A 22,792-nucleotide genomic window follows, 5' to 3' on the forward strand; every position below is an offset into this window, starting at 1 on the left:
TTACGCATCCGCCAACGCAGACACCACCAGATCGCTGCTGCGCTGGGCGTAGGCCGTCAACACCTGGCGGATCTCCGGCAGATCACGAGCCAGTACCGCAGCCAGCAACTGTTCGAACAGCGCCAGGTACTCGCTCATCGAAGCCTTGCGCTGCTCCAGTGCCAGGTAATAGGCCCGGCTCATCGCCGGCTGCAGGTTCTCGACGGTTTCCTGCAGGTACGGGTTGTTGGCAAAGGGATAGGCCGCCCGCATCACGCTGAAGCTGTCTTCGACGAAGGCGCGGATGTCCTGGCGCTCGTAGGCACTCTCCAGACGCTGCTGGATCTGCAGGAACGGCGCCATGTCGCTCTGCTGCACCCAGCCGCTGGCCACGGAATTGCCCAGCAGGATGTACAGCTCGCTCATCAGGGTGCACAGGCTGCGGACCTTGTGCTCGGTGAGCTCGGTCACATGCGCGCCGCGACGCGGCAGGATGGCGATCAGATGGCGACGCTCAAGAATCAGCAAGGCCTCGCGGACCGAACCACGGCTGACATTGAGGGCCAAGGTGACCTTCTGTTCCTGGATACGCTCCCCAGGCTTGAGATCCCCGCGAATGATACGTTCGGCGAGGTGGTGAGCAATCTGCTCGGCGAGGCTGTCCGGCGCCTTGAACGTCATGGTTTTCCTTCAAAATCTTTAAACGGCACAAGCGGCGAAGTGTAGCGCAATTGCTACATCATCGCGGAGTGCCTCGACAGGGGAATTTGGCATGAAACAAGCAGAAGGATGCCAATCAAGGGGTTTCTCGAATGCCGTTCATACTTGGAATGTTGAGCATGGAAAATTCCTGACCTGAAAGTCAGAAAGTCGTTGACCGAAAAGTCAGACATGACTAAATTCGGCTCAGTTCGCTTAACAACAATAAAGAGTCTGCGAGGCCTTCCGTGATCCAGTTTTTATTCAACCAGGAACTCCGTAGCGAGCACGCCCTGGACCCGAACCTCACCGTGCTCAACTACCTGCGCGAGCACCTGGGCAAATCCGGCACCAAGGAAGGCTGCGCCAGCGGCGACTGCGGCGCCTGCACCGTGGTGGTGGGCGAGTTGCAGACGGATGCGCAAGGCCGCGAAAGCATCCGCTATCGCAGCCTCAACTCGTGCCTGACCTTCGTCTCCTCCCTGCACGGCAAGCAACTGATCAGCGTCGAGGGCCTCAAGCACCAGGGGCAACTGCACAGCGTGCAGCAGGCCATGGTCGACTGCCACGGCTCGCAATGCGGCTTCTGCACCCCGGGCTTCGTCATGTCGCTGTTCGCCCTGCAAAAAAACAGCAGCCAGCCCGACACCCACAAGGCCCATGAAGCCCTGGCCGGCAACCTGTGCCGCTGCACCGGCTACCGGCCGATCCTCGCTGCCGCCGAGCAGGCCTGCTGCGGCGGGCAGAGCGACCAGTTCGACGCGCGCCAGGCCGAGACCATCAGCCGCCTCAAGGCCATCGCCCCCAAGGACACCGGCGAGCTCAACAGCGGCGACAAGCGCTGCCTGGTGCCGTTGACCGTAGCCGACCTGGCCGACCTCTACGACGCCTATCCACAAGCGCGGTTGCTGGCCGGCGGCACCGACCTGGCCCTGGAAGTGACCCAGTTCCACCGCACCCTGCCGGTGATGATCTACGTCGGCAACATTGCCGAGATGAAGCGCATCGAACGCTTCGACGATCGTCTGGAAATCGGCGCCGCCACCGCCCTCACCGACTGCTACGACGCCTTGTGTGCCGAATACCCGGACTTCGGCGAATTGCTGCAACGCTTCGCCTCGCTGCAGATCCGCAACCAGGGCACCCTGGGCGGCAACATCGGCAACGCCTCGCCCATCGGCGACTCGCCGCCGCTGCTGATTGCCCTCGGCGCGCAGATCGTTCTGTGCAAGGGCGAAGTGCGGCGCACCCTGGCCCTGGAAGACTATTTCATCGACTACCGGGTCACCGCCCGCCAGGAAAGCGAATTCATCGAGAAGATCATCGTGCCCCGGGCCAGCGCCGAGCGACTGTTCCGCGCCTACAAGGTGTCCAAGCGCCTGGACGATGATATTTCCGCGGTCTGCGCCGCCTTCAACCTGCGCATCGACAACGGCGTGGTCAGCGATGCGCGCATCGCCTTCGGCGGCATGGCGGCCATTCCCAAGCGCGCCCGTAGCTGTGAAGCGGCGCTGCTGGGCGCGCCCTGGAACCAGACCACGGTCGAACGCGCCTGTGCCGCGCTGGCGCAGGATTTCACACCGCTTTCGGACTTTCGAGCAAGCAAGGAATACCGCCTGTTGAGCGCACAGAACCTGCTGCGCAAATACTTCATCGAACTGCAAACACCGCACATCGAAACCCGGGTGACCGCTCATGTCTAATCATCACAAGGTCGAGAAGACTCAAGCCGAACTGACCGCCCTGTTTCAACAGGACCTGAGCACCGGCGTCGGCCGCAGCGTCAAGCACGACAGTGCCGACAAGCACGTGTCCGGTGAGGCCGTGTACATCGATGACCGCCTGGAATTCCCCAATCAGTTGCACGTCTACGCGCGGCTGTCTGACCGGGCTCACGCCAAGGTCATCAGCATCGACACCGGCCCCTGCTACGCCTTCGAGGGCGTGCGCATCGCCATAACCCACGAAGACATTCCCGGCCTCAAGGACATCGGCCCGCTGCTGCCCGGCGACCCGCTGCTGGCCATCGATACCGTGCAGTTCGTCGGTCAGCCGGTGCTGGCGGTTGCCGCCCGTGACCTGGAAACCGCGCGCAAGGCGGCCATGGCCGCGATCATCGAGTACGAGGACCTGGAGCCGGTACTGGATGTGGTGGAAGCCCTGCGCAAGCGCCACTTCGTGCTGGACAGCCACACCCATCAGCGCGGCGACTCGGCCGGCGCCCTGGCCAGCGCCGAACACCGTATCCAGGGCACCCTGCATATCGGCGGCCAGGAGCATTTCTACCTGGAAACCCAGATTTCCTCGGTAATGCCCACCGAGGACGGCGGCATGATCGTCTACTGCTCGACCCAGAACCCCACCGAAGTACAGAAGCTGGTGGCGGAAGTGCTCGACGTGTCGATGAACAAGATCGTGGTCGACATGCGTCGCATGGGCGGCGGTTTCGGTGGCAAGGAAACCCAGGCCGCCAGCCCCGCCTGCCTGTGCGCAGTGATCGCCCGCCTCACCGGCCAGCCGACCAAGATGCGCCTGCCGCGGGTCGAAGACATGCTGATGACCGGCAAGCGCCACCCCTTCTACATCGAATACGACGTGGGCTTCGACAGCCACGGGCGCCTGCACGGCATCCAGCTGGAACTGGCCGGCAACTGCGGCTGCTCGCCGGACCTCTCGGCGTCCATCGTCGACCGGGCGATGTTTCACGCCGACAACGCCTACTACCTGGGCGACGCCACCATCAACGGCCATCGCTGCAAGACCAACACCGCGTCAAACACCGCCTACCGCGGCTTCGGCGGCCCGCAAGGCATGGTCGCCATCGAGGAAGTGATGGACGCCATCGCCCGCCACCTGCACCTGGACCCGCTGGCGGTGCGCAAGGCCAACTACTACGGCAAGACCGAACGCAACGTCACCCACTACTACCAGACCGTCGAGCACAACATGCTCGAGGAAATGACCGCAGAACTGGAAGCCAGCAGCCAGTACGCGGAACGCCGCGAAGCCATCCGCCTGTACAACGCCAATAGCCCGGTCCTGAAAAAGGGCCTGGCGCTGACCCCGGTGAAGTTCGGCATCTCCTTCACCGCCAGCTTCCTCAACCAGGCCGGAGCGCTGATCCACGTCTACACCGACGGCAGCATCCACCTGAACCACGGCGGCACGGAAATGGGCCAGGGCCTGAACACCAAGGTGGCGCAAGTGGTGGCCGAGGTGTTCCAGGTGGACATCGGGCGGGTACAGATCACCGCCACCAACACCGACAAGGTGCCCAACACCTCGCCCACCGCCGCGTCCAGTGGCGCCGACCTCAACGGCAAGGCCGCGCAGAATGCCGCGCAGACCATCAAGAACCGCCTGGTGGAATTCGCCGCGCGCAAGTATCAGGTCAGCGAGGAAGACGTGGAGTTCCACAACGGCCACGTGCGGGTTCGCGAGCAAATCCTGACCTTCGAGGAACTGATCCAGCAGGCCTATTTCGCCCAGGTGTCGCTGTCCAGCACCGGCTTCTACAAGACCCCGAAGATCTACTACGACCGCGCCCAGGCCCGGGGCCGGCCGTTCTACTACTACGCCTTCGGCGCCGCCTGTGCCGAAGTGATCGTCGATACCCTGACCGGCGAGTACAAGATGCTGCGCACCGACATCCTGCATGACGTCGGCGCCTCGCTGAACCCGGCCATCGACATCGGCCAGGTCGAGGGCGGCTACATCCAGGGCATGGGCTGGCTGACCACCGAGGAGCTGGTGTGGAACGCCAAGGGCAAGCTGATGACCTGCGGCCCGGCCAGCTACAAGATCCCGGCGGTGGCGGACATGCCTGCGGACCTGCGGGTCAAGCTGGTGGAAAACCGCAAGAACCCGGAAGACACGGTGTTCCACTCCAAGGCCGTGGGCGAACCGCCGTTCATGCTCGGTATCGCCGCCTGGTGCGCGATCAAGGACGCGGTGGCCAGCCTCGGCGACTACCGTCACCAGCCCCAGATCGATGCACCGGCGACTCCCGAGCGGGTGTTGTGGGGCTGCGAGCAGATGCGCCGCTTGCAGGTGAGCAGGGGCACGGATCAGCACGTCGAGCTGGCACCGCTGTAATGGCCGCCGCGGGCCGGCCCGCTCCTGCAACAGCCGTGGGAGCGGGCCTGCCGGCAAAAGACTCGGACAGACCACCAAGATGTCGAGGTGAACATGTACAACTGGATCAGCGCCCTCGCCGACCTGCAGACCCAGGGAGAGCCCTGCGTGCTGGTGACCATCATCGAAGAACTCGGTTCGACGCCGCGTAACGCCGGCTCGAAGATGGTCGTCAGCGCCACTCGGGCGTTCGACACCATCGGCGGCGGCCACCTGGAATACAAGGCCATGCAGATCGCCCGGGAGATGCTCGCCGCCGGCAAGCAGGCCACCCACCTGGAGCGCTTCAGCCTTGGCGCCAGCCTTGGCCAATGCTGCGGCGGTGCCACGGTGCTGCTGTTCGAGCCCATGGGCCAGGTACAGGCGCAGATCGCCGTATTCGGCGCCGGACACGTCGGCCGCGCCCTGGTGCCGCTACTGGCGAGCCTGCCCTGCCGGGTGCGCTGGATCGATTCCCGGGAACAGGAGTTCCCGGAACAGATTCCCCCGGGCGTGCACAAGATCGTCAGCGAAGAGCCGGTGGAAGAAATCGACAACCTGCCTCCTGGCAGCTACTGCATCGTCATGACCCATAATCACCAACTGGACCTGGAGCTGACCGCCGCCCTGCTCAAGCGCAACGACTTTGCCTATTTCGGCCTGATCGGCTCGAAGACCAAACGGGTCAAGTTCGAGCATCGCCTGCGCGACCGCGGTTTCGACGCCGCCACCCTGCAACGCATGCGCTGCCCGATGGGCCTGGGCGAAGTCAAAGGCAAGTTGCCTGTGGAAATCGCCATCTCCATCGCCGGTGAGATCATCGCCACCTATAACGCCCATTTCGGCCAGCCCAGCGCCAGCGCCGAACCCATTGCCAAACTGCTGCCGGCTTCGCGCCGCAGTCAGGCTTCGAACTGAAACGCCACACACCGAGAATCCCCATGCCTTTAACTCGCAAAGCCTACCGAGCCGCCATCCTGCACAGCATCGCCGACCCGGCCGAAGTCGGCATCGAAGCCTCCTACGAGTATTTCGAAGACGGCCTGCTGGTGGTCGAGGACGGCCGGATCAGCGCCCTCGGCCACGCCAGCGAACTGCTGGCCAACCTGCCCGCCCAGGTGCAGGTCGAGCACTATCCGGATGCCCTGATCACCCCCGGCTTCATCGACACCCATATCCACCTGCCCCAGACCGGCATGGTCGGTGCCTACGGCGAGCAACTGCTGGACTGGCTGAACACCTACACCTTCCCCTGCGAAAGCCAGTTCGCCGACCAGGCCCACGCCGATGAAGTGGCGGACATCTTCATCAAGGAACTGCTGCGCAACGGCACCACCACCGCCCTGGTGTTCGGCAGCGTGCACCCGCAGTCGGTCAACGCGTTCTTCGAAGCCGCCGAGAAACTCGACCTGCGGATGATCGCCGGCAAAGTGATGATGGACCGCAACGCCCCGGACTACCTGACCGACACCGCCGAATCCGGCTACCAGGAAAGCAAGGCGCTGATCGAGCGCTGGCACGGCAAGGGCCGCCTGCACTACGCCGTCACTCCACGCTTCGCGCCGACCAGTACCCCGGAGCAACTGACCCTGGCCGGCCAGTTGCTGACCGAGTACCCCGACCTCTACATGCAGACCCACATCAGTGAAAACCTGCAGGAAATCGAATGGGTCAAGGCACTGTTCCCGGAGCGCAAGGGCTACCTCGACGTCTACGACCACTACCAGTTGCTGGGTGAGCGTTCGGTGTTCGCCCACGGCGTGCACCTGTGCGACGAGGAATGCGCTCGCCTGGCGCAGACCGGCTCGGCCGTGGCCTTCTGCCCGACCTCGAACTTCTTCCTCGGCAGCGGCCTGTTCAACCTGCCGATGGCGGAAAAGCACAAGCTCAACGTCGGCCTGGGCACCGACGTCGGTGGCGGCACCAGCTTCTCGCTGCTGCAGACCCTCAACGAGGCCTACAAGGTCATGCAACTGCAAGGCGCGCGCCTGAGCCCGTTCAAGTCGCTGTACCTGGCAACCCTGGGCGGCGCCCGGGCCCTGCGCCTGGAGGACAAGATCGGCACCCTGCACCCGGGCACCGACGCTGACTTCGTGGTCCTCGATTACCACGCCACACCGCTGCTCAGCTACCGCCTGAAGCAAGCCAAGAGCATCGCCGAAACCCTGTTCGTGCTGATGACCCTGGGGGATGATCGCACCGTGCTGCAGACCTACGCCGCTGGCCGGCAGGTGCACCAGCGCTAACCTTGCGAAAACGAAAATCCCCCGTTCGACAGCGTCGCACGGGGGATTTTTTGTCTGCACCCTGAAGCGGGTTGCACGGAACCTAGAAGGTCACTTCCAGGTTCAGGGTGGGCGCCGAGGTCCGCGTGCCACGTCCGCCGTCCACCCCGAACTTGTTATGCCAGTACTCGTAGCCAACCCCCAGGTACAGGTTGGGCTTGACGTTCTTGCCCGGCAGCACGGCCACCATCAGCGAACTGCGCAGCAGGGTTTCCGGAGCAGTGTCGCGGTAGTTGTAGTCGTGGCCCTTTTCCCCGGTGTAGTTGATGAAACCCTGGAACTTGGCCGCGTGGCTGCCGACTTCGAAAGGTCGCATCCAGGCCAGGTTGAGCAGGTAGGTGTCATCGAAGGTGTGGTCCGGATCCTTGGCCCCGGGGATCCCCGAATGGTTGTTTTCCTTGTAGTACAGCAAGCTCAGGTCAAGGACGCCGACGGTGTTGAACTTGAGGGTCGGACCGAAGACCAGGGCGCGCTTCTTCGCCGATCCCAGGTTGTTGTTGCGGCTGGCGTCAAACCCCAGGGTCAGCGCGTAGTCCTTGATCAGGCCGGTGCCCAGAGGCGTATCCAGGACCCGGGAGGCAAAGAGCTGGTGACGGTAGACACCGTAGACTTCGCTGCTGCCCTTGTCGGTGCCCTTGCGCGGATCGTCGCTATCGGAAAGCAGCACGTCCAGGTGCAGGTAGTTGCTGCCGTACTGGTAGCCGCTGGCGTGGGTGAAGCTGTAGATGCGCTTGCTGATGTAGTGCGGGTTGTTCGGATTGGTGAACTCCTTGCCGTACCGAAAGCCGACGCTGTTGTTCATCCACTCCAGGGCGGCCGCTTCCCCTGCTCCGATCAACGTCATCAGCAGGGTTGCGCCTTGTAATGCCTTTTTCATTTTTATTATGTCCTGTGGCGGTGTGGCGTTAGGCAGCTTCGCTGGCTGCCGACCGCACGCAGTATCGGCACAAGCGCCATAGGGCCCAAAGAACAGAATATCGACCAGGGCGCTGCCAAAACGGCAACAGCGCCTGTAACCATGGACTCAGAGCACCGGCTGGCCAAAGACCCGCTCGGCCCGTTCACGAATGGCGATCTCTTCGCTGAGCAGATGGGCCAGCGCCTCCACCGCGCTGGGCAGTTCGCGCCCGCTGCGGGCGTAGAGTCCCAGGTCGCTGTAGATCCCGCCCTGATCACTCAGGGGGATGTGCACCAGTTCGCCCTTGCTCAGATCGGCCTCCACCCCGACCCGGGTCTGGAACGCCACGCCCATGTTGTGCCGGGCCATCTGCCGCGCCAGTTCCATGGAGTTGCTCTGCAACGGCGGCTTGTCCAGCAGCCCCAGGCGCTTGTGCAACGGCGCCAGCAGGTGATGGATCGACAGCTCGCTCTTGGCCAGGATCAGGCCGTGCTCGGCACAGGTGGCGAAGTTGACGCTGCCCCGCTCGGCCAGGGGATGGTCGGGACTGACCAGGGCCCCCAGGCGAAAATGCCCGACACTCAACGGGCGAATCTCCGGGGCGCGGGGCAAGGCGAAGGCCAAGCCCAGGTCGGCACGACTGTTGATCAAGGCCAGGGGAATCGATTGCGACCCCTGGACCGTGACGCCGATGGTCACCTGCGGATAATGCTCGCGCATGCGCTTGAGCACCGAGGGCAGCAGGTCCACGGTGGCGCCTTCCACGGTGGCGATCTCGACGTGCCCGCTGCGCAAGCCACGCAGGGCGTCGAACTCCAGGCGCACCCGCTCCAGGTCCTGCAACACCAGATTGACGTGGCGACTGAGGATCTCCCCGGCCAGGGTCAGGCGCAGGCCACCGGGCAAGCGCTCGAACAGCGGCGCCCCGATTTCGTCCTCGATCTTCAGAATCTGCCGGTTCACCGCCGAAGACGCGACATTCAGGCGCCGGGCCGCCTCGCGAATCGAATGGCAGCGCCGCACCATGTCGAAGTAATGGATGGCGGAGGAATGAATACGTAGCGTTCTGCCGCTCATGCCGCAGGCTCCTTGCGCAGGACCAGAGGCGCACGGACTCGCCTGCCATGCGCATTGAAGCAGGCACTGTATACAATACTTGCACAAAGTTAAAACAATCTACCGGACGCGCCGGCCAACCTGAGGCCAAACAAAAATCCCCCGCTGCGCGAGCCGCGCGGCGGGGGATTTTCAGAGCGGATCCAGGCTTACAGCTTGGCGCTGGGCCGTCCCGGCTTCTTGGTCTGCAGCAGGTGCGAGAACACCGCGTGCAGGTCGTCCGAGGCGCTTTCCTCGTCGAGATTGAGCTTGCTGTCGATGTGATCCATGTGATGCATCATCAGGTTCACCGCCAGCTCGCCATCCCGGGCTTCGATGGCGTCGATCAGTTGAGTGTGCTCATCGTAGGAACAATGGGAGCGGTTGCCACTTTCATACTGGGCGATGATCAGCGAGGTCTGGGACACCAGGCTGCGCTGGAAGCTGATCAGCGGAGCATTCTTCGCCGCCTCGGCCAGCTTCAGGTGGAACTCCCCGGACAGGCGGATGCCGGCGCCACGATCACCCCGGGAAAAGCTGTCGCGCTCCTCGTTGACCATCTGCCGCAACTCCAGCAGTTGCTCGGCGGTGGCATGCTGCACCGCCAGCTCGGTGATGGCCCGCTCCACCAGGCGCCGGGCGAGGAATACCTGACGGGCTTCCTCGACACTCGGGCTGGCAACCACCGCCCCACGATTGGGCCGCAGCAGCACCACGCCCTCATGGGCCAGGCGCGACAGGGCGCGACGGATGATGGTCCGGCTGACTCCGAATATTTCTCCCAACGCCTCCTCGCTCAACTTGGTGCCGGGCGCCAGGCGCTGCTCGAGGATGGCCTCAAAGATGTGCGCGTAGACAATATCGTCCTGGGTTCCGCTGCGACCGGCTTTGCCTGCTCGCGGTTGTTTCTTGAGAGGTTGCAACTGTTCGTTCATGGGCACTCGGGTCGGGAGGACTGCGGCGATTTCGGCGTGACTGTAATACGTCACGGTGGGTCGCTGGCAAGTATCGCGTTAAAACAGGGGCACATTGTACACAACCACTGGGGATCATTAGTAAAAAGTGTTAATGGCCCCCACACTCTTTCAACGACTGTACGGCTATTTGTAGTCACGGCTGTATTGCAATGCAAAGTTGCTTTTAAGTTTAGGCTTGAACCCTGAACCCCTTCACCGGCCCATTGCTCGCGCATGATTCGAGCGATGTTCGCTGGACGTGGGTTTTGTGTCTTTCAAGAACAAGGAATAGCAGTAATGTCCGACGCCACACCCGCGCAATTACGCCCCCTGGCGGACACTTCGCCCTCAGCCATCGTGGCCGGTTTCATCGCCATGATGACCGGCTACACCAGTTCGCTGGTGCTGATGTTCCAGGCCGGACAAGCCGCCGGCCTGACCAGCGGTCAGATTTCTTCGTGGATCTGGGCCATTTCCATTGGCATGGCGATCTGCAGCATCGGCCTGTCCCTGCGCTATCGCACCCCGATCACCATTGCCTGGTCGACACCGGGCGCCGCCCTGCTGATCACCAGCCTGTCCGGCGTCACCTACGGCGAAGCCATCGGCGCCTACATCACCTGTGCCGTGCTGGTTACCCTGTGCGGGCTCACCGGCAGCTTCGAGCGCCTGGTGAAAAAGATCCCGGCTTCCCTGGCAGCGGCCCTGCTGGCGGGGATCCTGTTCAAGATCGGCAGCGAGATTTTCGTCGCCGCCCAGCACCGCACCGGCCTGGTCCTGGGGATGTTCTTCACCTACCTGGTGGTCAAGCGCCTGTCGCCGCGCTACGCGGTGCTGGCCGCGCTGCTGATCGGCACGGCCCTGTCGGGCGCCATGGGCCTGCTGGACTTCAGCGACTTTCACCTGGAAGTGGCGACACCGGTCTGGACCACGCCACACTTCTCCCTGGCGGCCACCATCAGCATCGGCATTCCCCTGTTCGTGGTGGCCATGACCTCGCAGAACATGCCCGGGATCGCCGTGCTGCGGTCCGACGGCTACAAGGTTCCGGCCTCGCCGCTGATCACCGCCACCGGCTTTGCCTCGCTGCTGCTGGCGCCATTCGGCTCCCATGGCATCAACCTGGCGGCCATCAGCGCCGCCATCTGCACCGGGCCCCACGCCCATGAAGATCACGGCAAGCGCTACACCGCGGCGGTGTGGTGCGGGATTTTCTACGGCATTGCCGGGGTCTTTGGCGCCACCCTGGCCGCGCTGTTCGCGGCCCTGCCCAAGGAGCTGGTGCTGTCCATCGCCGCCCTGGCACTGTTCGGCTCGATCATCAACGGCTTGAGCATCGCCATGAGTGAAGTGAAGGAGCGCGAGGCCGCGTTGATCACCTTCATGGTCACGGCCTCGGGGCTGACGCTGTTTTCCATTGGCTCGGCGTTCTGGGGAATTGTCGCCGGGGTAATCACCTTGATGATTCTGAATTGGCGCAGTGCCTGAAGGGCTTTGCCGGCCAATAGCGCCCACGACGAAACCCGGGGCTGGCCCGTGGCAGTGGCGAGAAACACAAGGGAAAATTCGACAGGCCGCCCAAGCAGGACAGCAACGCATGAGCGGCCCGGACGGGCCGCTCATGCATGACATCACGCGACTGGGTTGATCGCGTTGTCCGGGTACCAGACGTCCAGCAGCGGGCTGACTTCAACGTTGGTCAGCTCGGTGCGTGCCTTGAGCCAGGCTTCAACGGTGGCGCGCTGCTCTTCGCTCACGGAACCGCGCTTGCTCAGGCAAACCAGACCGAAGTCGTCGCCGCCTACATAGCCCAGGCCGTTGGCTTCCATCGCTTCTTTGAGGAATGCGTCGAGGAAAGCGTCAATAGCTTCGTCAGCCAGATCTTCTTTGAAATCCAGGTTCAGCTCAAAACCCAGCTCCTGAAATTCATCTACGCAGAGTTTTTTGCGCAGACGGCGGGAACGGTTAGTGGCCATGGAACAATCCTCATAAGTAATAACGGGCGGCACTTTACCAGTTTAGGCGGGCGATTGCCTGACTCTATGAGGACGCGGTCGTGCCATTGGTAAAAAAAATACCGCCCCGGCGGGCCGTGGCACGGCACAAGCCGCTATACCTTGGGGCATAATGCCGACACTTTCATGACCACTGAGGGATTTTATCTGCATGCCCTCGCCTTTTTTCCCCTCGACTGCAGGGTTCAATTTCATATGATCAAATCGTTGCGTCCTCTTCTGCTGGCCAGTGTTTTCCTCCCCCTGGCCTTCCCCGCCTCCGCGGCCCCGGTCAACACCACCCTGACACCCAAGGTTCAACAAGCCCTCAAGGCCAGCAAACTCCCGGACAACGCCCTGTCGCTGGTGATGATTCCGCTGAACGGCCCGGGCACCCCGACGATTTTCAACGCCGATGTATCCGTCAACCCGGCCTCCACCATGAAGCTGGTCACCACCTACGCGGCCCTGGAAATGCTCGGCCCGACCCACCAGTGGAAGACCGAGTTCTACACCGACGGCACCCTCAGCGGCGGCATTCTCAATGGCAACCTGTACCTCAAGGGCGGCGGCGACCCCAAGCTGAACATGGAAAAGCTCTGGCTTTTGATGCGCGACCTGCGAGCCAATGGCGTGCAGCAAGTCACCGGCGACCTGGTGCTGGATCGCAACTACTTCGTGCAACCGCAACTGCCGGAGTTCAATGACGACGGCAATGACGAGAACAAACCCTTCCTGGTCAAGCCCGATGCGCTGATGGTCAACCTCAAGGCCCTGCGCTTTGTCGCCCGCAACGATTCCGGGCGCGTACTGGTGTCGGTGGAGCCGCCGATCGCCAAGATCCGCATCGACAATCAGGTCAAGGCGGTCAACACCAAGCAATGCACCGGTGACGTGCGCTACAACCCGGTCACCCAGGCCGATGGCAGCGTGATCGTCACCGTCGGTGGCCAGTTGGGCGATGGCTGCAGCTCCCAGACCTACCTGTCGCTGCTGGACCACGCCACCTACACCGCCGGCGCGGTGCGGGCGATCTGGAGCGAACTGGGCGGCAGCATCCAGGGCCAGGACCGCCTGGCGGTGGTGCCCAAGGACGCCAAGGTGCTGGCCCGGGCCTTCTCTCCGGACCTGGCGGAAATCATCCGCGACATCAACAAGTACAGTAACAACACCATGGCCCAGCAGTTGTTCCTGAGCCTGGGAGCCAAGTACCGCAATGAAGCCGATGGCGATGACGCCAAGGCCGCCCAGCGCGTGGTGCGCCAGTGGCTGGCGAAGAAAGGCATCACCGCGCCGCACCTGGTGATGGAGAACGGCTCCGGCCTGTCCCGTGCCGAACGGGTCAGCGCCCGCGAAATGGCCGGCCTGCTGCAAGCGGCGTGGAAGAGTCCCTACGCCGCCGAGTTCATCAGTTCGATGCCGATTGCCGGCATGGACGGCACCATGCGCAAGCGCCTCAAGCGCACCGCCATGTCCGGTGAAGCCCACATCAAGACCGGCACCCTGAACACCGTCCGCGCCATTGCCGGCTACAGCCGCGATGACAACGGCAACACCTGGGCGGTGGTTGCCATCCTCAACGATCCACGGCCGTTCGGCGCCTCTTCGGTGTTGGATCAGGTGCTGCTGGATCTGTATCGCCAGCCCAAACTGGCCACCAGCGCTTCGCCGCTGTAACGCCCCGGGCCGACGGCGGCGGCCCCGCGTCGCCGTCGCCGTTCAGGGAAACTCGGCCTGAACCCGGTCGCGGCCGGCCTGCTTGGCGGCATAGACCCCGGAGTCGGCCCGCAACAGCAAGCCATCGGCCCCCTCGCCCTCACGCCAGCTGGCGATACCGAAACTGGCGGTGACCCTGCCCACCGGCGCGATCGGCGAACTGCGCAAGCCTTGCCACAGCTCCTGGGCCAGGATCAGCGCCTGGCGGGCGCTGGTGTCCGGGCACAGAACCATGAACTCCTCGCCCCCCAGACGGCAGAACACATCGGTGCGTCGCAGCCGCCGGCCAATGCGCTCGCACAGCCCTCGCAGCACCTGGTCCCCCACGCCGTGGCCGTACTGGTCGTTGATCCGCTTGAAGTGGTCGACATCCAGCATGATCACCGCCATTTCGCCGCCACCCCGCTCCAGGCGCTGCATTTCGCTCTGCAACTGCTCCTGGAAATAGCGCCGGTTGTGAATTCCGGTCAGCGAATCGGTGACCGACAAGGCCCGCAGTTCTTCCTCGACCCGCTTGAGATCGGAGATATCCGAGATATAGCCGTGCCATAGAACCCCACCACCACTCAGGCTTTCCGGGGTCGCCGCCCCGCGCATCCAGCGCAACCCCCGTTGCGGCAGGCAGACCCGGTATTCCTCGCGCCATGGACTCAACTGCTGGGCGGAAATCCGGATCGACTCGCGTACCCGTTGCACATCCTCGGGATGGATCCGCCCAAACACCGCCTCGGCATCCTCCTGCAGCAACTGCGGCTCGATCTCGTAGATCTCGCGAATGCCATCGCTGGCGTAGGTAAAGCTGGCATGGCCATCGGCGTCCAGCTTGAACTGATAGATGCCGCCGGGAACATGGGCACTGAGCCTGTTCAGCAACCGGTCCCTGGCCGCCAGGGCTTCATGCACCCGCTTACGCTCGGTGATATCGATGCAGATCGCCAGGTGGCCGATCCACAGCCCCTGATCGTCCAGCACCGGGGTCGCCAGCATGTTCACTTGCAGGTGGCTACCGTCGCGTCGCACCAGGGTCCATTCCCGGGCCTCATGCCCACCGGCCATGCCCTCTTCCACCAGCATCGCCCGGGACACCTCGATGGGCTTGCCATAGCGCTGGCTGAGGCTGTGGGCCCATGCTTCCAGCTCCTGGGGCAGGTGCAGGCTTTCCAGGGTCAGGTGCCCCACCGCCTCGCTGCTGCGGTAACCCAGCATCTGCTCGGCGCCGGCATTGAAGGTGCTGATGACCCCGCGCAAGTCGGTGGCGATGATCGCCACCTGGGTGGCGGCATTGAGCACGCTGCGCAACTGACTGTGGGTCCCGCGCAGCTCCTGCTCGCGACTGCGCAGCTCACCGGTGCGCTGTTCGACCAGGGCCAGGGCCCGTTGCCGCTGACTCACCAGCACGTAGAGCAAGGCGCTGAGCAGCAGGCTGAGCAAGCTGCCGAGGATCACCAGGCTGGTCAATGAAGAATGATTGGCATGCAGGAACGCCGCGCTGGGGCGGATTTCCACTTGATAATCCCGATCCGCCAGCCGCAGCAGACGGCTGGCACTCAGGTGACTGGTGACCGGCAGGTTGTTCGATTCATACAGCACCTCATGCTGGCCCTCGGCGGACAGATCGAGGATCCGCACCGACAGGTTGTCACTGGCCGAGGCCGGCAAGCCGTCCGCCACCAGTTGCCGCAGGCTGATCACCGCCAGCACATAGCCATAGGGCCTGCCCTGGGGCGATGGGTCATCCAGGGCGCGCCTGACCGGCGCCGCCAGCAGCACCCCGCGGGCATAGGCCGGATCCACCGCCACCAGATGCATCGGCGGCGAAACCGCCAGGCCATTGAGCACCCGGGCACGCTCCAGCGTGGCCCGACGCAGCGGCTGGGCCAGCAGGTCATACCCCAGGGGCGAGCCCAAGGGACTCTGGGTCTGGCTGTAGAGCACCGGCGCGTACTCATCCTGGTCACCGGCCGGCTCCATCTGCCCCGCCGCGTTCAGTTGCACGATGGCAAATCCCGGCTGCCCCTCACGGCGCACCGCCTGCTCGAAATCCGCCCGCTGGGCACGACTGATCAGCGGCGCAAAGGCATAGGCCTGAGTACGACGCAGCAAAGGCTTGGCGTACCCCTCGAAGTCCTGGCGAGTCACATGATCGGAATTGACAAAGAAACGCCGCAAACCGTCCAGGCGTTGCTCCTGGTCTTGAAAGCGCTCTTCGATGCGGCTGTAGCGTTCGCTGACCAGCAACTGAAAGCGCTGGCGCAACTGCTGCTTGTTCAGGTTGTAAGTGGACCAGGCCAAGAGTCCGGTGAGAATGCTGCCCGCGAGCAACACCAGCACCGCCACCAGCCAGGCCGAGACCTCTTCACTAATGAAACCCAGGATTTTCGGGCGTACCACATGCAACGGCATAAGTAGAACTCATCACGCCAGCGAGTTTGGGTGTCATCCGGATCAAGTGAGAGTTATAGCCATTAGCCATTAATTTGACCAGCGCTAAACAGCCTCCAAAGCCCGAAAAATCGGGCCTTGGGGGACTTATCCGGCCATCAGCGGGCGGTGATTTTCCAGGCCCGGTGAATCTTGCTGTTGCGGGCAAAATCCGGGTCGATGGTTTTTGCCGTGATCTCTTCGACCTGATAACGCGTCGCGAGGTTCTCATCCAACTGGAACTTGCGGAAGTTGTTGGAGAAGTACAGCACGCCACCTGGGGCCAGGCGCGCCATTGCCAGGTCCAGCAACTGCACCTGGTCGCGCTGCACGTCGAACACCCCTTCCATGCGCTTGGAGTTGGAGAAGGTCGGCGGGTCGATGAAGATCAGGTCGAACTCGTCGCGGCAGCTGTCCAGCCAGGCCATCACGTCGCCCTGCTCCAGGCGGTTCTTGTCGGAGAAACCGTTGAGCGAGAAGTTGCGTCGCGCCCAGTCCAGGTAGGTTTTCGACAGGTCGACACTGGTGGTGCTGCGCGCCCCGCCCTTGGCCGCATGCACGCTGGCCGTGGCGGTGTAGCAGAACAGATTGAGGAAGCGCTTGCCGGCGGCCTCCTGCTGAATCCGCATGCGCATCGGCCGGTGATCGAGGAACAGCCCGGTATCCAGGTAGTCGGTGAGGTTCACCAGCAGCTTGACCCCGCCTTCGCGGACTTCGGTGAACTGGCCCTGGGCACTCTGGCGCTCGTATTGCTTGGTGCCGCTCTGACGCTCGCGACGCTTGATCACCACCCGGCTCTTGTCCACGTTCAGCGCCTGGGGAATCGCCGCCAGGGCATCGAACAGACGGGCCTGGGCCTTCTCCGGGTCCACCGACTTGGGCGCCGCGTATTCCTGCACGTGCACCCAGTCCTGATACAGATCGATGGCCAGGGAGTATTCCGGCATGTCGGCATCGTAGACCCGGTAGCACTCGACGCCTTCGCGCTTGGCCCATTTGCCCAGCAGCTTGAGGTTCTTCTGCAGGCGGTTGGCGAACATCTGCCCGCCTTCGCTCAAGCGTGCCTGTTCGACCACCGGGGCCGGAGCCGGTGCCGGCTTGATCGGATTGCCATTCTTGTTGAACTGGCGCACTGGTGCCTCGTCCGCGGCGGCCTGGGCCTGCTCGCGTTCCACCTGACGCTGTTCGGCGGTGCGCCGCTCGCCGGTGACGAACTGATCCGGCAGGACCTTGATCAGCAACAGCTTGCACGGCAAGGCGCCGTTCCAGAACGAGTACTGCTTGTGGCTGCGGATGCCCATGCGCTTGCCCAGGTCCGGAGCGCCGGTGAACACCGCCGCCTCCCAGTTGAGACAGGCCTGACGCAGGCGTTCACCGAGGTTCTGGTAGAGGTACAGCAGGCTGGCTTCATCACCCAGGCGCTCGCCGTAGGGCGGGTTGCAGATCACCAGGCCTTTCTGGTTCTGGTCCGGACGCGGTTCGAAGGTGCCGACTTCACCCTGATAGATCTTGATCCAATCGCTCAGGCCGGCACGCTCGACGTTGTTGCGACCCGGCTGGATCAGGCGCGGATCGGCCTCATAACCACGGATCCACAACGGCGGCCTGGCCAGGCCGGCCTGGGCCCGGGCCAGCGCTTCGTCATGCAGCTTGCGCCACAGCGCCGGCACGTGGCCGAGCCAGGCGGTGAAGCCCCACTGCTCGCGCTTGAGGTTGGGCGCGATGTCGGCGGCGATCATCGCGGCTTCCACCAGGAAGGTGCCGACACCGCACATCGGGTCGGCCAGGGCGCCGCCCTGGGCGGCAATACGTGGCCAGCCGGCACGGATCAGGATCGCCGCCGCCAGGTTTTCCTTGAGCGGCGCGGCGCCTTGCTGCAGACGATAGCCACGCTGGTGCAGGCTGTGGCCGGACAGGTCCAGGGAGAGAATGGCTTCGCCGCGATCCAGGCGCAGGTGGATGCGCAAATCCGGGTTGAGCTTGTCCACCGAAGGACGCTCGCCGGTCGGGGTGCGCAGTTTGTCGACGATGGCGTCCTTGACCTTCAAGGCGCCGAAGTGGGTGTTGTCGATCCCCGAACCATGGCCGCTGAATTCCACCGCCAGGGTGCCGTCAGCCAGCATGTGGTCCTGCCAGTCGACATCCAGCACGCCGTGGTAGAGGTCCTCGGCATCCTTCATCGGGAAGCGCTTGAGCACCAGCAGCACCCGGTTGGCCAGGCGCGACCACAGGCACAGGCGATAGGCCGTCTCCATGTCGGCCATGCCGCGCACGGCAGAAGTGTGCTCACGCGCTTGCTCAAGGCCAAGCCCGACGGCTTCCTCGATCAGCAGGCCTTCAAGGCCTTTGGGACAGGTGAGGAAGAGTTCGTAACGATCCGACATGGGAGTACCAGGGCCTTTGGCAATAAGTGAACGGGCAACGCATCGCCCGCTCGGTTTTCAATCAAGCGCTTTTCTTCAAGAGCGCTCGTGTGGCACGAAACTGTGCCGTCCCACCCCGGCAGGCAGGCTTTCTTGCAGGGCAAAAGAGCTTTGAGGCCGGGACAGATAAAAAGTCAGGGCAACAAAATGACATAAGTCGACCCTTCGTCGAATAGTAGTTGAGTGCAACCGTTCGACATTCTCACTAAAGCATTAACCTCATCATCTAGTCAGAGGCTGATCACAGCGGGCTTCGCCTGACAAACAGGCGACAAAACCACTCCCGGCTTATGGCCTGGACAGCAATATCGTTACGTCCTTATGACAAAACGATCATTCACTTGCTGTGACCTATTGGTTAGAACTCACCACAGGTTGACGCCGCAATGACGTCAACATCAAAGCTCGCCACGCCGGCAGCGAGCACCAACGGCAGAGACATTCTGCCCGACCTCAGAAGAAGGTCGACGGGACATAAAGCAGTCAACAAGTGAGGGAAACACCCTATGAGAAGACTAAAGCGTGATCCGTTGGAAAGAGCATTTTTACGCGGATATCAGTATGGCGTTAATGGCAAGTCCCGTGAGCTTTGCCCATTTACTCTACCGTCGGTACGCCAAGCCTGGATCAACGGCTGGCGCGAAGGACGCGGCGACAACTGGGACGGTATGACAGGCACTGCGGGCATCCACAGACTCAACGAACTTCGCGCTGTCGGCTGATCAGGGCACATTCCGACACCTACAACTTGAATAGATGACGACTTAACCACGCACGCCCCATCCGGGCGGCGGGCTTCGGCCCAGGGGCTCCTTCGAGGAGCCCTTTTTTATGCCTGCCGTCCTTGCCCTCTCAGCCCATGGCCGCGATAGCGTCCACCGACTCGCGAATCAACGCCGGGCCCTTATAGATGAAGCCCGAATACAGCTGCACCAGGCTGGCACCCGCGGCGATTTTCTCAGCCGCGTGCTTGCCTTCGGTGATGCCGCCCACGGCAATGATCGGCAAACGGCCGGCCAGCTCTGCGGCCAACACCTTGACCGTATGGGTGCTCTTGTCGCGCACCGGCGCGCCAGACAGGCCGCCCGCCTCATCACCATGCTCCAGGCCTTCGACGCCTTCGCGACTCAGGGTGGTGTTGGTGGCGATCACCGCATCCATGCCGGTTTCCAGCAAGGCCCGGGCCACTTCCACGGTTTCTTCATCGCTCATGTCCGGAGCGATCTTGATCGCCAGCGGCACCCGCTTGCCGTGGATAACCGCCAGCTCCTGCTGGCGCCGGCTCAGGGCCGCCAAAAGCTGCTTGAGCGACTCGCCAAATTGCAGGCTGCGCAGCCCCGGCGTGTTGGGCGAGCTGACGTTGACCGTGACATAGCTGGCATGGGCGTAGACCTTGTCCAGGCAGATCAGGTAGTCGTCCACCGCCCGCTCCACCGGGGTATCGAAGTTCTTGCCGATATTGATCCCCAGCACGCCCTTGTATGACGAAGCGGCAACTCGCGACAGCAGGTTATCGACCCCCAGGTTGTTGAAGCCCATGCGATTGATGATGGCTTCGGCCTGGGGCAGGCGGAAGATCCGCGGCTTGGGGTTGCCCGGCTGCGGACGCGGGGTGACGGTGCCGATCTCGACAAAACCGAAACCCAGCTGGGCAAAGCCGTCGATGGCCGCACCGTTCTTGTCCAGGCCAGCGGCCAGACCCACCGGGTTGGCAAACTCCAGGCCCATGACCTTGACCGGCAACTGGGCCGGCGCCTTGCACAGCAGACCGTTAAGCCCCAAACGCCCGCCCGCACCGATCAGGTCCAGGGACAGATCGTGGGAGGTTTCCGGGGAGAGTTTGAACAGCAGCTGGCGGGCCAGGGTATACATGGGCGGGATGAACTCGGTTGGCGGCGAAATTGGCCGCCGATTATAGCCGCGCCCGGGGCTTGCAGGCGAGGCGCACAAGCAAATCCCCGGCAATGGCATATGCCTTGCACCCCTTTTGCGCATCAAACCCGAGCCAATGGCGGCCCGGGCTCAAGGACAACGGCGTCGTCACCTGCGCGGGCTTGGCCCGGCCTGCGGGTACGACGCTTTTTTATGCAAGGTGCCCCGTCATGACTGAACGCCCCAACACCCCGCTGGCCTGGGTCAACGGCAGCGATGCCCCGGAAAAGTCCGCCATCGACCTGGGCTTCATGGCCCTGACCGATTGCGCCTCGGTGGTGGTCGCCGCCACCCAGGGCTTCGCCCAGCCCTACGGACTGACCCTGAACCTCAAGCGCCAGAGCTCCTGGGCCAGCCTGCGGGACAAGCTGGTGAGCGGCGAACTGGATGCCGCCCACAGCCTGTACGGCCTGATCTACGCGGTGCACCTGGGCATCGGCGGGACCAGCCCCTGCGACATGGCGGTGCTCATGGGCCTGAACCAGAACGGCCAGAGCATCAACCTGTCCCGCGAGCTGCAGGCCCTCAAGGTGACCAGCCCTGAAGCACTCGACCGCCACGTGCACCAAAGCCGGGCGCGCCTGACCTTCGCCCAGACCTTCCCCACCGGCACCCACGCCATGTGGCTCTACTACTGGCTGGCCAGCCAGGGCATCCACCCGCTGCAGGATGTCGACAGCGTGGTGGTGCCGCCGCCGCAGATGGTCGCCCACCTGCAGGCCGGGCGCATCGACGGTTTCTGTGTCGGCGAGCCGTGGAGCGCCAGCGCGGTACAGCAGGACCTGGGCTTCACCCTGGCCACCAGCCAGGCGATCTGGCCCGACCACCCGGAAAAGGTCCTCGGCTGCACCCGCGCCTTCGTCGAGCAATACCCCAACACCGCCCGCGCCCTGGTGATGGCGATCCTCGAAGCCAGCCGCTTCATCGAGCAAAGTCCGGAAAACCGCCGCAGCACCGCCCAGCTCCTGAGCGCCGCCGACTACCTGAATGCCCCGCTGGCCTGCATCGAACCGCGACTGCTGGGGGACTACGCCGACGGCCTGGGCAATCGCTGGCAGGACCCTCATGCCCTGCGCTTTCACCAGCACGGCACCGTCAACCTGCCCTACCTGTCCGACGGCATGTGGTTCATGACCCAGTTCCGCCGCTGGGGCCTGCTGCGCGAGGACCCGGACTACCTCGGCGTCGCGCGCCAGGTGCAACAGCTGGAGCTGTACCGCGAAGCCGCCGGCGCGCTGGGCATCGCCGCCTGGGGCCAGGACATGCGCAGCAGCCAACTGATCGACGGCAAGGTCTGGGACGGTTCACAGCCTGCCGCCTATGCCCGCAGCTTCCGCCTGCACGCCCTCAACGACTCACCGTCCCTTGTCGCCCAGCGCTGACCGGAGCCCGCCACCATGCTGCGTATCCTGCTGATCAACGACACCGCGAAGAAAGTCGGCCGGCTCAAGGCTGCTCTGAGCGAGGCCGGCTTCGAGGTGATCGACGAATCCGGCCTGACCATCGATCTGCCCGGACGCGTCGAAACAGTGCGTCCGGACGTGATCCTGATCGATACCGAGTCACCCAGCCGCGACGTCATGGAGCAAGTGGTGCTGGTCAGCCGCGACCAGCCCCGGCCCATCGTGATGTTCACCGACGAACACGACCCGGGGGTGATGCGCCAGGCAATCAAGTCCGGGGTCAGCGCCTATATTGTCGAAGGCATCCAGGTCCAGCGCCTGCAACCCATCCTCGACGTGGCCATGGCGCGCTTTGAAAGCGACCAGGCCCTGCGCGCGCAACTCCAGGCCCGGGACCAGCAACTGGCCGAACGCAAGCGCATCGAGCTGGCCAAGGGCCTGTTGATGAAGATGAAGGATTGCGACGAAGAACAGGCCTACACCCTGATGCGCCGTCAGGCCATGGGCAAGCAGCAGAAGCTGATCCAGGTCGCGGAACAGATCATCGCCATGCAGGAACTGCTGGGCTGACCTGCGCCCCGTAGGAGCCGGCTTGCCGGCGAATAGGCCTCTGAACCTTGTGCCAGTCTTGAGGGCGCCTTCGCTGGCAAGCCAGCTCCTACAGCGAGCCTGCCCATGCCAGCCAACATGGCCGCCGGTTGGCTCGGCTCTTGCTATCAAATCCACAACGGTAACCAACGGCGGTTGCCCACCTACGACAAAGACGTCGCGCGCCCTGCTCGCCCACCGCGAGCCGGACGCCGATGTCTTTGTCGTTCTGGCCCCACTGAACGGGGCCGGTGGCGCGGCTGCACGGCGCTCCACCTGCAAGCTCATGA

The 22,792-nt window shown here is 63.6% G+C and carries 17 protein-coding genes; 9 read left to right on the top strand and 8 right to left on the bottom strand.

The window, feature by feature from the left end; all coding sequences use genetic code 11:
- Positions 1–660, bottom strand: a complete 660-nt coding sequence (locus L1O02_RS21335) for a GntR family transcriptional regulator (protein WP_060838310.1) — start codon at positions 658–660, stop codon at positions 1–3.
- Between the two features lie 266 nt (positions 661–926).
- On the opposite strand from L1O02_RS21335, the gene xdhA reads away from it, so the two are divergent.
- The 4 genes from xdhA to guaD all read left to right on the top strand — a co-directional run bounded on the left by xdhA (position 927) and on the right by guaD (position 7,037).
- A complete protein-coding gene (gene xdhA / locus L1O02_RS21340) occupies positions 927–2,381 on the top strand; it encodes a xanthine dehydrogenase small subunit (RefSeq protein ID WP_235758661.1) in 1,455 nt (484 codons plus the stop codon).
- The gene (gene xdhB / locus L1O02_RS21345; protein ID WP_235758663.1) at positions 2,374–4,773 is read left to right on the top strand and encodes a xanthine dehydrogenase molybdopterin binding subunit; all 2,400 of its coding nucleotides are present in this window, start codon (positions 2,374–2,376) and stop codon (positions 4,771–4,773) included. The genes xdhA and xdhB overlap by 8 nt, the downstream gene beginning before the upstream one ends.
- A gap of 93 nt (positions 4,774–4,866) precedes the next feature.
- Positions 4,867–5,709 carry a xanthine dehydrogenase accessory protein XdhC gene (gene xdhC, locus L1O02_RS21350; protein WP_060838307.1) on the top strand — a complete coding sequence of 281 codons (843 nt, stop codon included), beginning with the start codon at positions 4,867–4,869 and terminating at the stop codon, positions 5,707–5,709.
- Between the two features lie 23 nt (positions 5,710–5,732).
- A complete protein-coding gene (gene guaD, locus L1O02_RS21355; protein WP_060842935.1) occupies positions 5,733–7,037 on the top strand; it encodes a guanine deaminase in 1,305 nt (434 codons plus the stop codon).
- An 82-nt stretch (positions 7,038–7,119) separates the two neighbouring features.
- Here guaD and L1O02_RS21360 read toward each other — a convergent pair whose 3' ends face one another.
- From L1O02_RS21360 to L1O02_RS21370, 3 genes are all read right to left on the bottom strand, one after another.
- Positions 7,120–7,953, bottom strand: a complete 834-nt coding sequence (locus tag L1O02_RS21360) for a hypothetical protein (RefSeq protein ID WP_060838305.1) — start codon at positions 7,951–7,953, stop codon at positions 7,120–7,122.
- 147 nt (positions 7,954–8,100) lie between these two features.
- On the bottom strand, positions 8,101–9,051 hold the full coding sequence (locus L1O02_RS21365; protein WP_060838304.1) for a LysR family transcriptional regulator: 951 nt from the start codon (positions 9,049–9,051) through the stop codon (positions 8,101–8,103).
- Positions 9,052–9,239: 188 nt separating this feature from the next.
- Positions 9,240–10,004, bottom strand: coding sequence for a GntR family transcriptional regulator (locus tag L1O02_RS21370; protein ID WP_011060203.1), 765 nt, complete (start codon positions 10,002–10,004; stop codon positions 9,240–9,242).
- Positions 10,005–10,322: 318 nt separating this feature from the next.
- Between L1O02_RS21370 and L1O02_RS21375 the strand changes: the two genes are divergently transcribed.
- Positions 10,323–11,513, top strand: a complete 1,191-nt coding sequence (locus L1O02_RS21375) for a benzoate/H(+) symporter BenE family transporter (RefSeq protein WP_108544833.1) — start codon at positions 10,323–10,325, stop codon at positions 11,511–11,513.
- Between the two features lie 143 nt (positions 11,514–11,656).
- Here the strand turns inward: L1O02_RS21375 and L1O02_RS21380 are convergent, their stop codons facing one another.
- Positions 11,657–12,001 carry a YggL family protein gene (locus L1O02_RS21380; RefSeq protein ID WP_047284881.1) on the bottom strand — a complete coding sequence of 115 codons (345 nt, stop codon included), beginning with the start codon at positions 11,999–12,001 and terminating at the stop codon, positions 11,657–11,659.
- 234 nt (positions 12,002–12,235) lie between these two features.
- Between L1O02_RS21380 and dacB the strand changes: the two genes are divergently transcribed.
- Positions 12,236–13,696: a D-alanyl-D-alanine carboxypeptidase/D-alanyl-D-alanine-endopeptidase gene (gene dacB, locus L1O02_RS21385; RefSeq protein WP_060838302.1), complete on the top strand. Its 1,461-nt coding sequence runs from the start codon at positions 12,236–12,238 to the stop codon at positions 13,694–13,696.
- 42 nt (positions 13,697–13,738) lie between these two features.
- On the opposite strand, the gene L1O02_RS21390 is transcribed toward dacB, so the two are convergent.
- Together L1O02_RS21390 and rlmKL are read right to left on the bottom strand one after the other, a co-directional pair.
- Complete coding sequence (locus tag L1O02_RS21390) at positions 13,739–16,138, bottom strand: diguanylate cyclase (protein WP_060838301.1); 2,400 nt, start codon at positions 16,136–16,138, stop codon at positions 13,739–13,741.
- Positions 16,139–16,275: 137 nt separating this feature from the next.
- Positions 16,276–18,540, bottom strand: coding sequence for a bifunctional 23S rRNA (guanine(2069)-N(7))-methyltransferase RlmK/23S rRNA (guanine(2445)-N(2))-methyltransferase RlmL (gene rlmKL, locus L1O02_RS21395; RefSeq protein ID WP_108544831.1), 2,265 nt, complete (start codon positions 18,538–18,540; stop codon positions 16,276–16,278).
- Between the two features lie 545 nt (positions 18,541–19,085).
- Between rlmKL and L1O02_RS21400 the strand changes: the two genes are divergently transcribed.
- Positions 19,086–19,301, top strand: coding sequence for a ribosome modulation factor (locus tag L1O02_RS21400; RefSeq protein ID WP_016965693.1), 216 nt, complete (start codon positions 19,086–19,088; stop codon positions 19,299–19,301).
- 130 nt (positions 19,302–19,431) lie between these two features.
- Here the strand turns inward: L1O02_RS21400 and L1O02_RS21405 are convergent, their stop codons facing one another.
- Positions 19,432–20,451: a quinone-dependent dihydroorotate dehydrogenase gene (locus L1O02_RS21405; RefSeq protein WP_060838299.1), complete on the bottom strand. Its 1,020-nt coding sequence runs from the start codon at positions 20,449–20,451 to the stop codon at positions 19,432–19,434.
- A 230-nt stretch (positions 20,452–20,681) separates the two neighbouring features.
- On the opposite strand from L1O02_RS21405, the gene L1O02_RS21410 reads away from it, so the two are divergent.
- Together L1O02_RS21410 and L1O02_RS21415 are read left to right on the top strand one after the other, a co-directional pair.
- Positions 20,682–21,893 carry a CmpA/NrtA family ABC transporter substrate-binding protein gene (locus L1O02_RS21410; protein WP_060842931.1) on the top strand — a complete coding sequence of 404 codons (1,212 nt, stop codon included), beginning with the start codon at positions 20,682–20,684 and terminating at the stop codon, positions 21,891–21,893.
- Positions 21,894–21,908: 15 nt separating this feature from the next.
- Positions 21,909–22,484, top strand: coding sequence for an ANTAR domain-containing protein (locus tag L1O02_RS21415; protein ID WP_102863840.1), 576 nt, complete (start codon positions 21,909–21,911; stop codon positions 22,482–22,484).
- Positions 22,485–22,792 lie beyond the last annotated feature (308 nt).

The organism is Pseudomonas sp. BC42 (assembly GCF_021560055.1).
In the GTDB taxonomy this organism is placed as follows: Bacteria; Pseudomonadota; Gammaproteobacteria; order Pseudomonadales; family Pseudomonadaceae; genus Aquipseudomonas.

Bases quoted from the DNA above. Each gene is read 5' to 3' on its own strand.
- guaD (WP_060842935.1), top strand. From the start codon at position 5,733: ATGCCTTTAACTCGCAAAGCCTACCGAGCCGCCATCCTGCACAGCATC.
- L1O02_RS21380 (WP_047284881.1), bottom strand. From the start codon at position 12,001: ATGGCCACTAACCGTTCCCGCCGTCTGCGCAAAAAACTCTGCGTAGAT.
- L1O02_RS21375 (WP_108544833.1), top strand. From the start codon at position 10,323: ATGTCCGACGCCACACCCGCGCAATTACGCCCCCTGGCGGACACTTCG.
- L1O02_RS21365 (WP_060838304.1), bottom strand. From the start codon at position 9,051: ATGAGCGGCAGAACGCTACGTATTCATTCCTCCGCCATCCATTACTTC.
- L1O02_RS21335 (WP_060838310.1), bottom strand. From the start codon at position 660: ATGACGTTCAAGGCGCCGGACAGCCTCGCCGAGCAGATTGCTCACCAC.
- xdhC (WP_060838307.1), top strand. From the start codon at position 4,867: ATGTACAACTGGATCAGCGCCCTCGCCGACCTGCAGACCCAGGGAGAG.
- L1O02_RS21370 (WP_011060203.1), bottom strand. From the start codon at position 10,004: ATGAACGAACAGTTGCAACCTCTCAAGAAACAACCGCGAGCAGGCAAA.
- L1O02_RS21410 (WP_060842931.1), top strand. From the start codon at position 20,682: ATGACTGAACGCCCCAACACCCCGCTGGCCTGGGTCAACGGCAGCGAT.
- L1O02_RS21360 (WP_060838305.1), bottom strand. From the start codon at position 7,953: ATGAAAAAGGCATTACAAGGCGCAACCCTGCTGATGACGTTGATCGGA.
- L1O02_RS21415 (WP_102863840.1), top strand. From the start codon at position 21,909: ATGCTGCGTATCCTGCTGATCAACGACACCGCGAAGAAAGTCGGCCGG.
- L1O02_RS21405 (WP_060838299.1), bottom strand. From the start codon at position 20,451: ATGTATACCCTGGCCCGCCAGCTGCTGTTCAAACTCTCCCCGGAAACC.
- rlmKL (WP_108544831.1), bottom strand. From the start codon at position 18,540: ATGTCGGATCGTTACGAACTCTTCCTCACCTGTCCCAAAGGCCTTGAA.
- dacB (WP_060838302.1), top strand. From the start codon at position 12,236: ATGATCAAATCGTTGCGTCCTCTTCTGCTGGCCAGTGTTTTCCTCCCC.
- xdhB (WP_235758663.1), top strand. From the start codon at position 2,374: ATGTCTAATCATCACAAGGTCGAGAAGACTCAAGCCGAACTGACCGCC.
- L1O02_RS21390 (WP_060838301.1), bottom strand. From the start codon at position 16,138: ATGCCGTTGCATGTGGTACGCCCGAAAATCCTGGGTTTCATTAGTGAA.
- L1O02_RS21400 (WP_016965693.1), top strand. From the start codon at position 19,086: ATGAGAAGACTAAAGCGTGATCCGTTGGAAAGAGCATTTTTACGCGGA.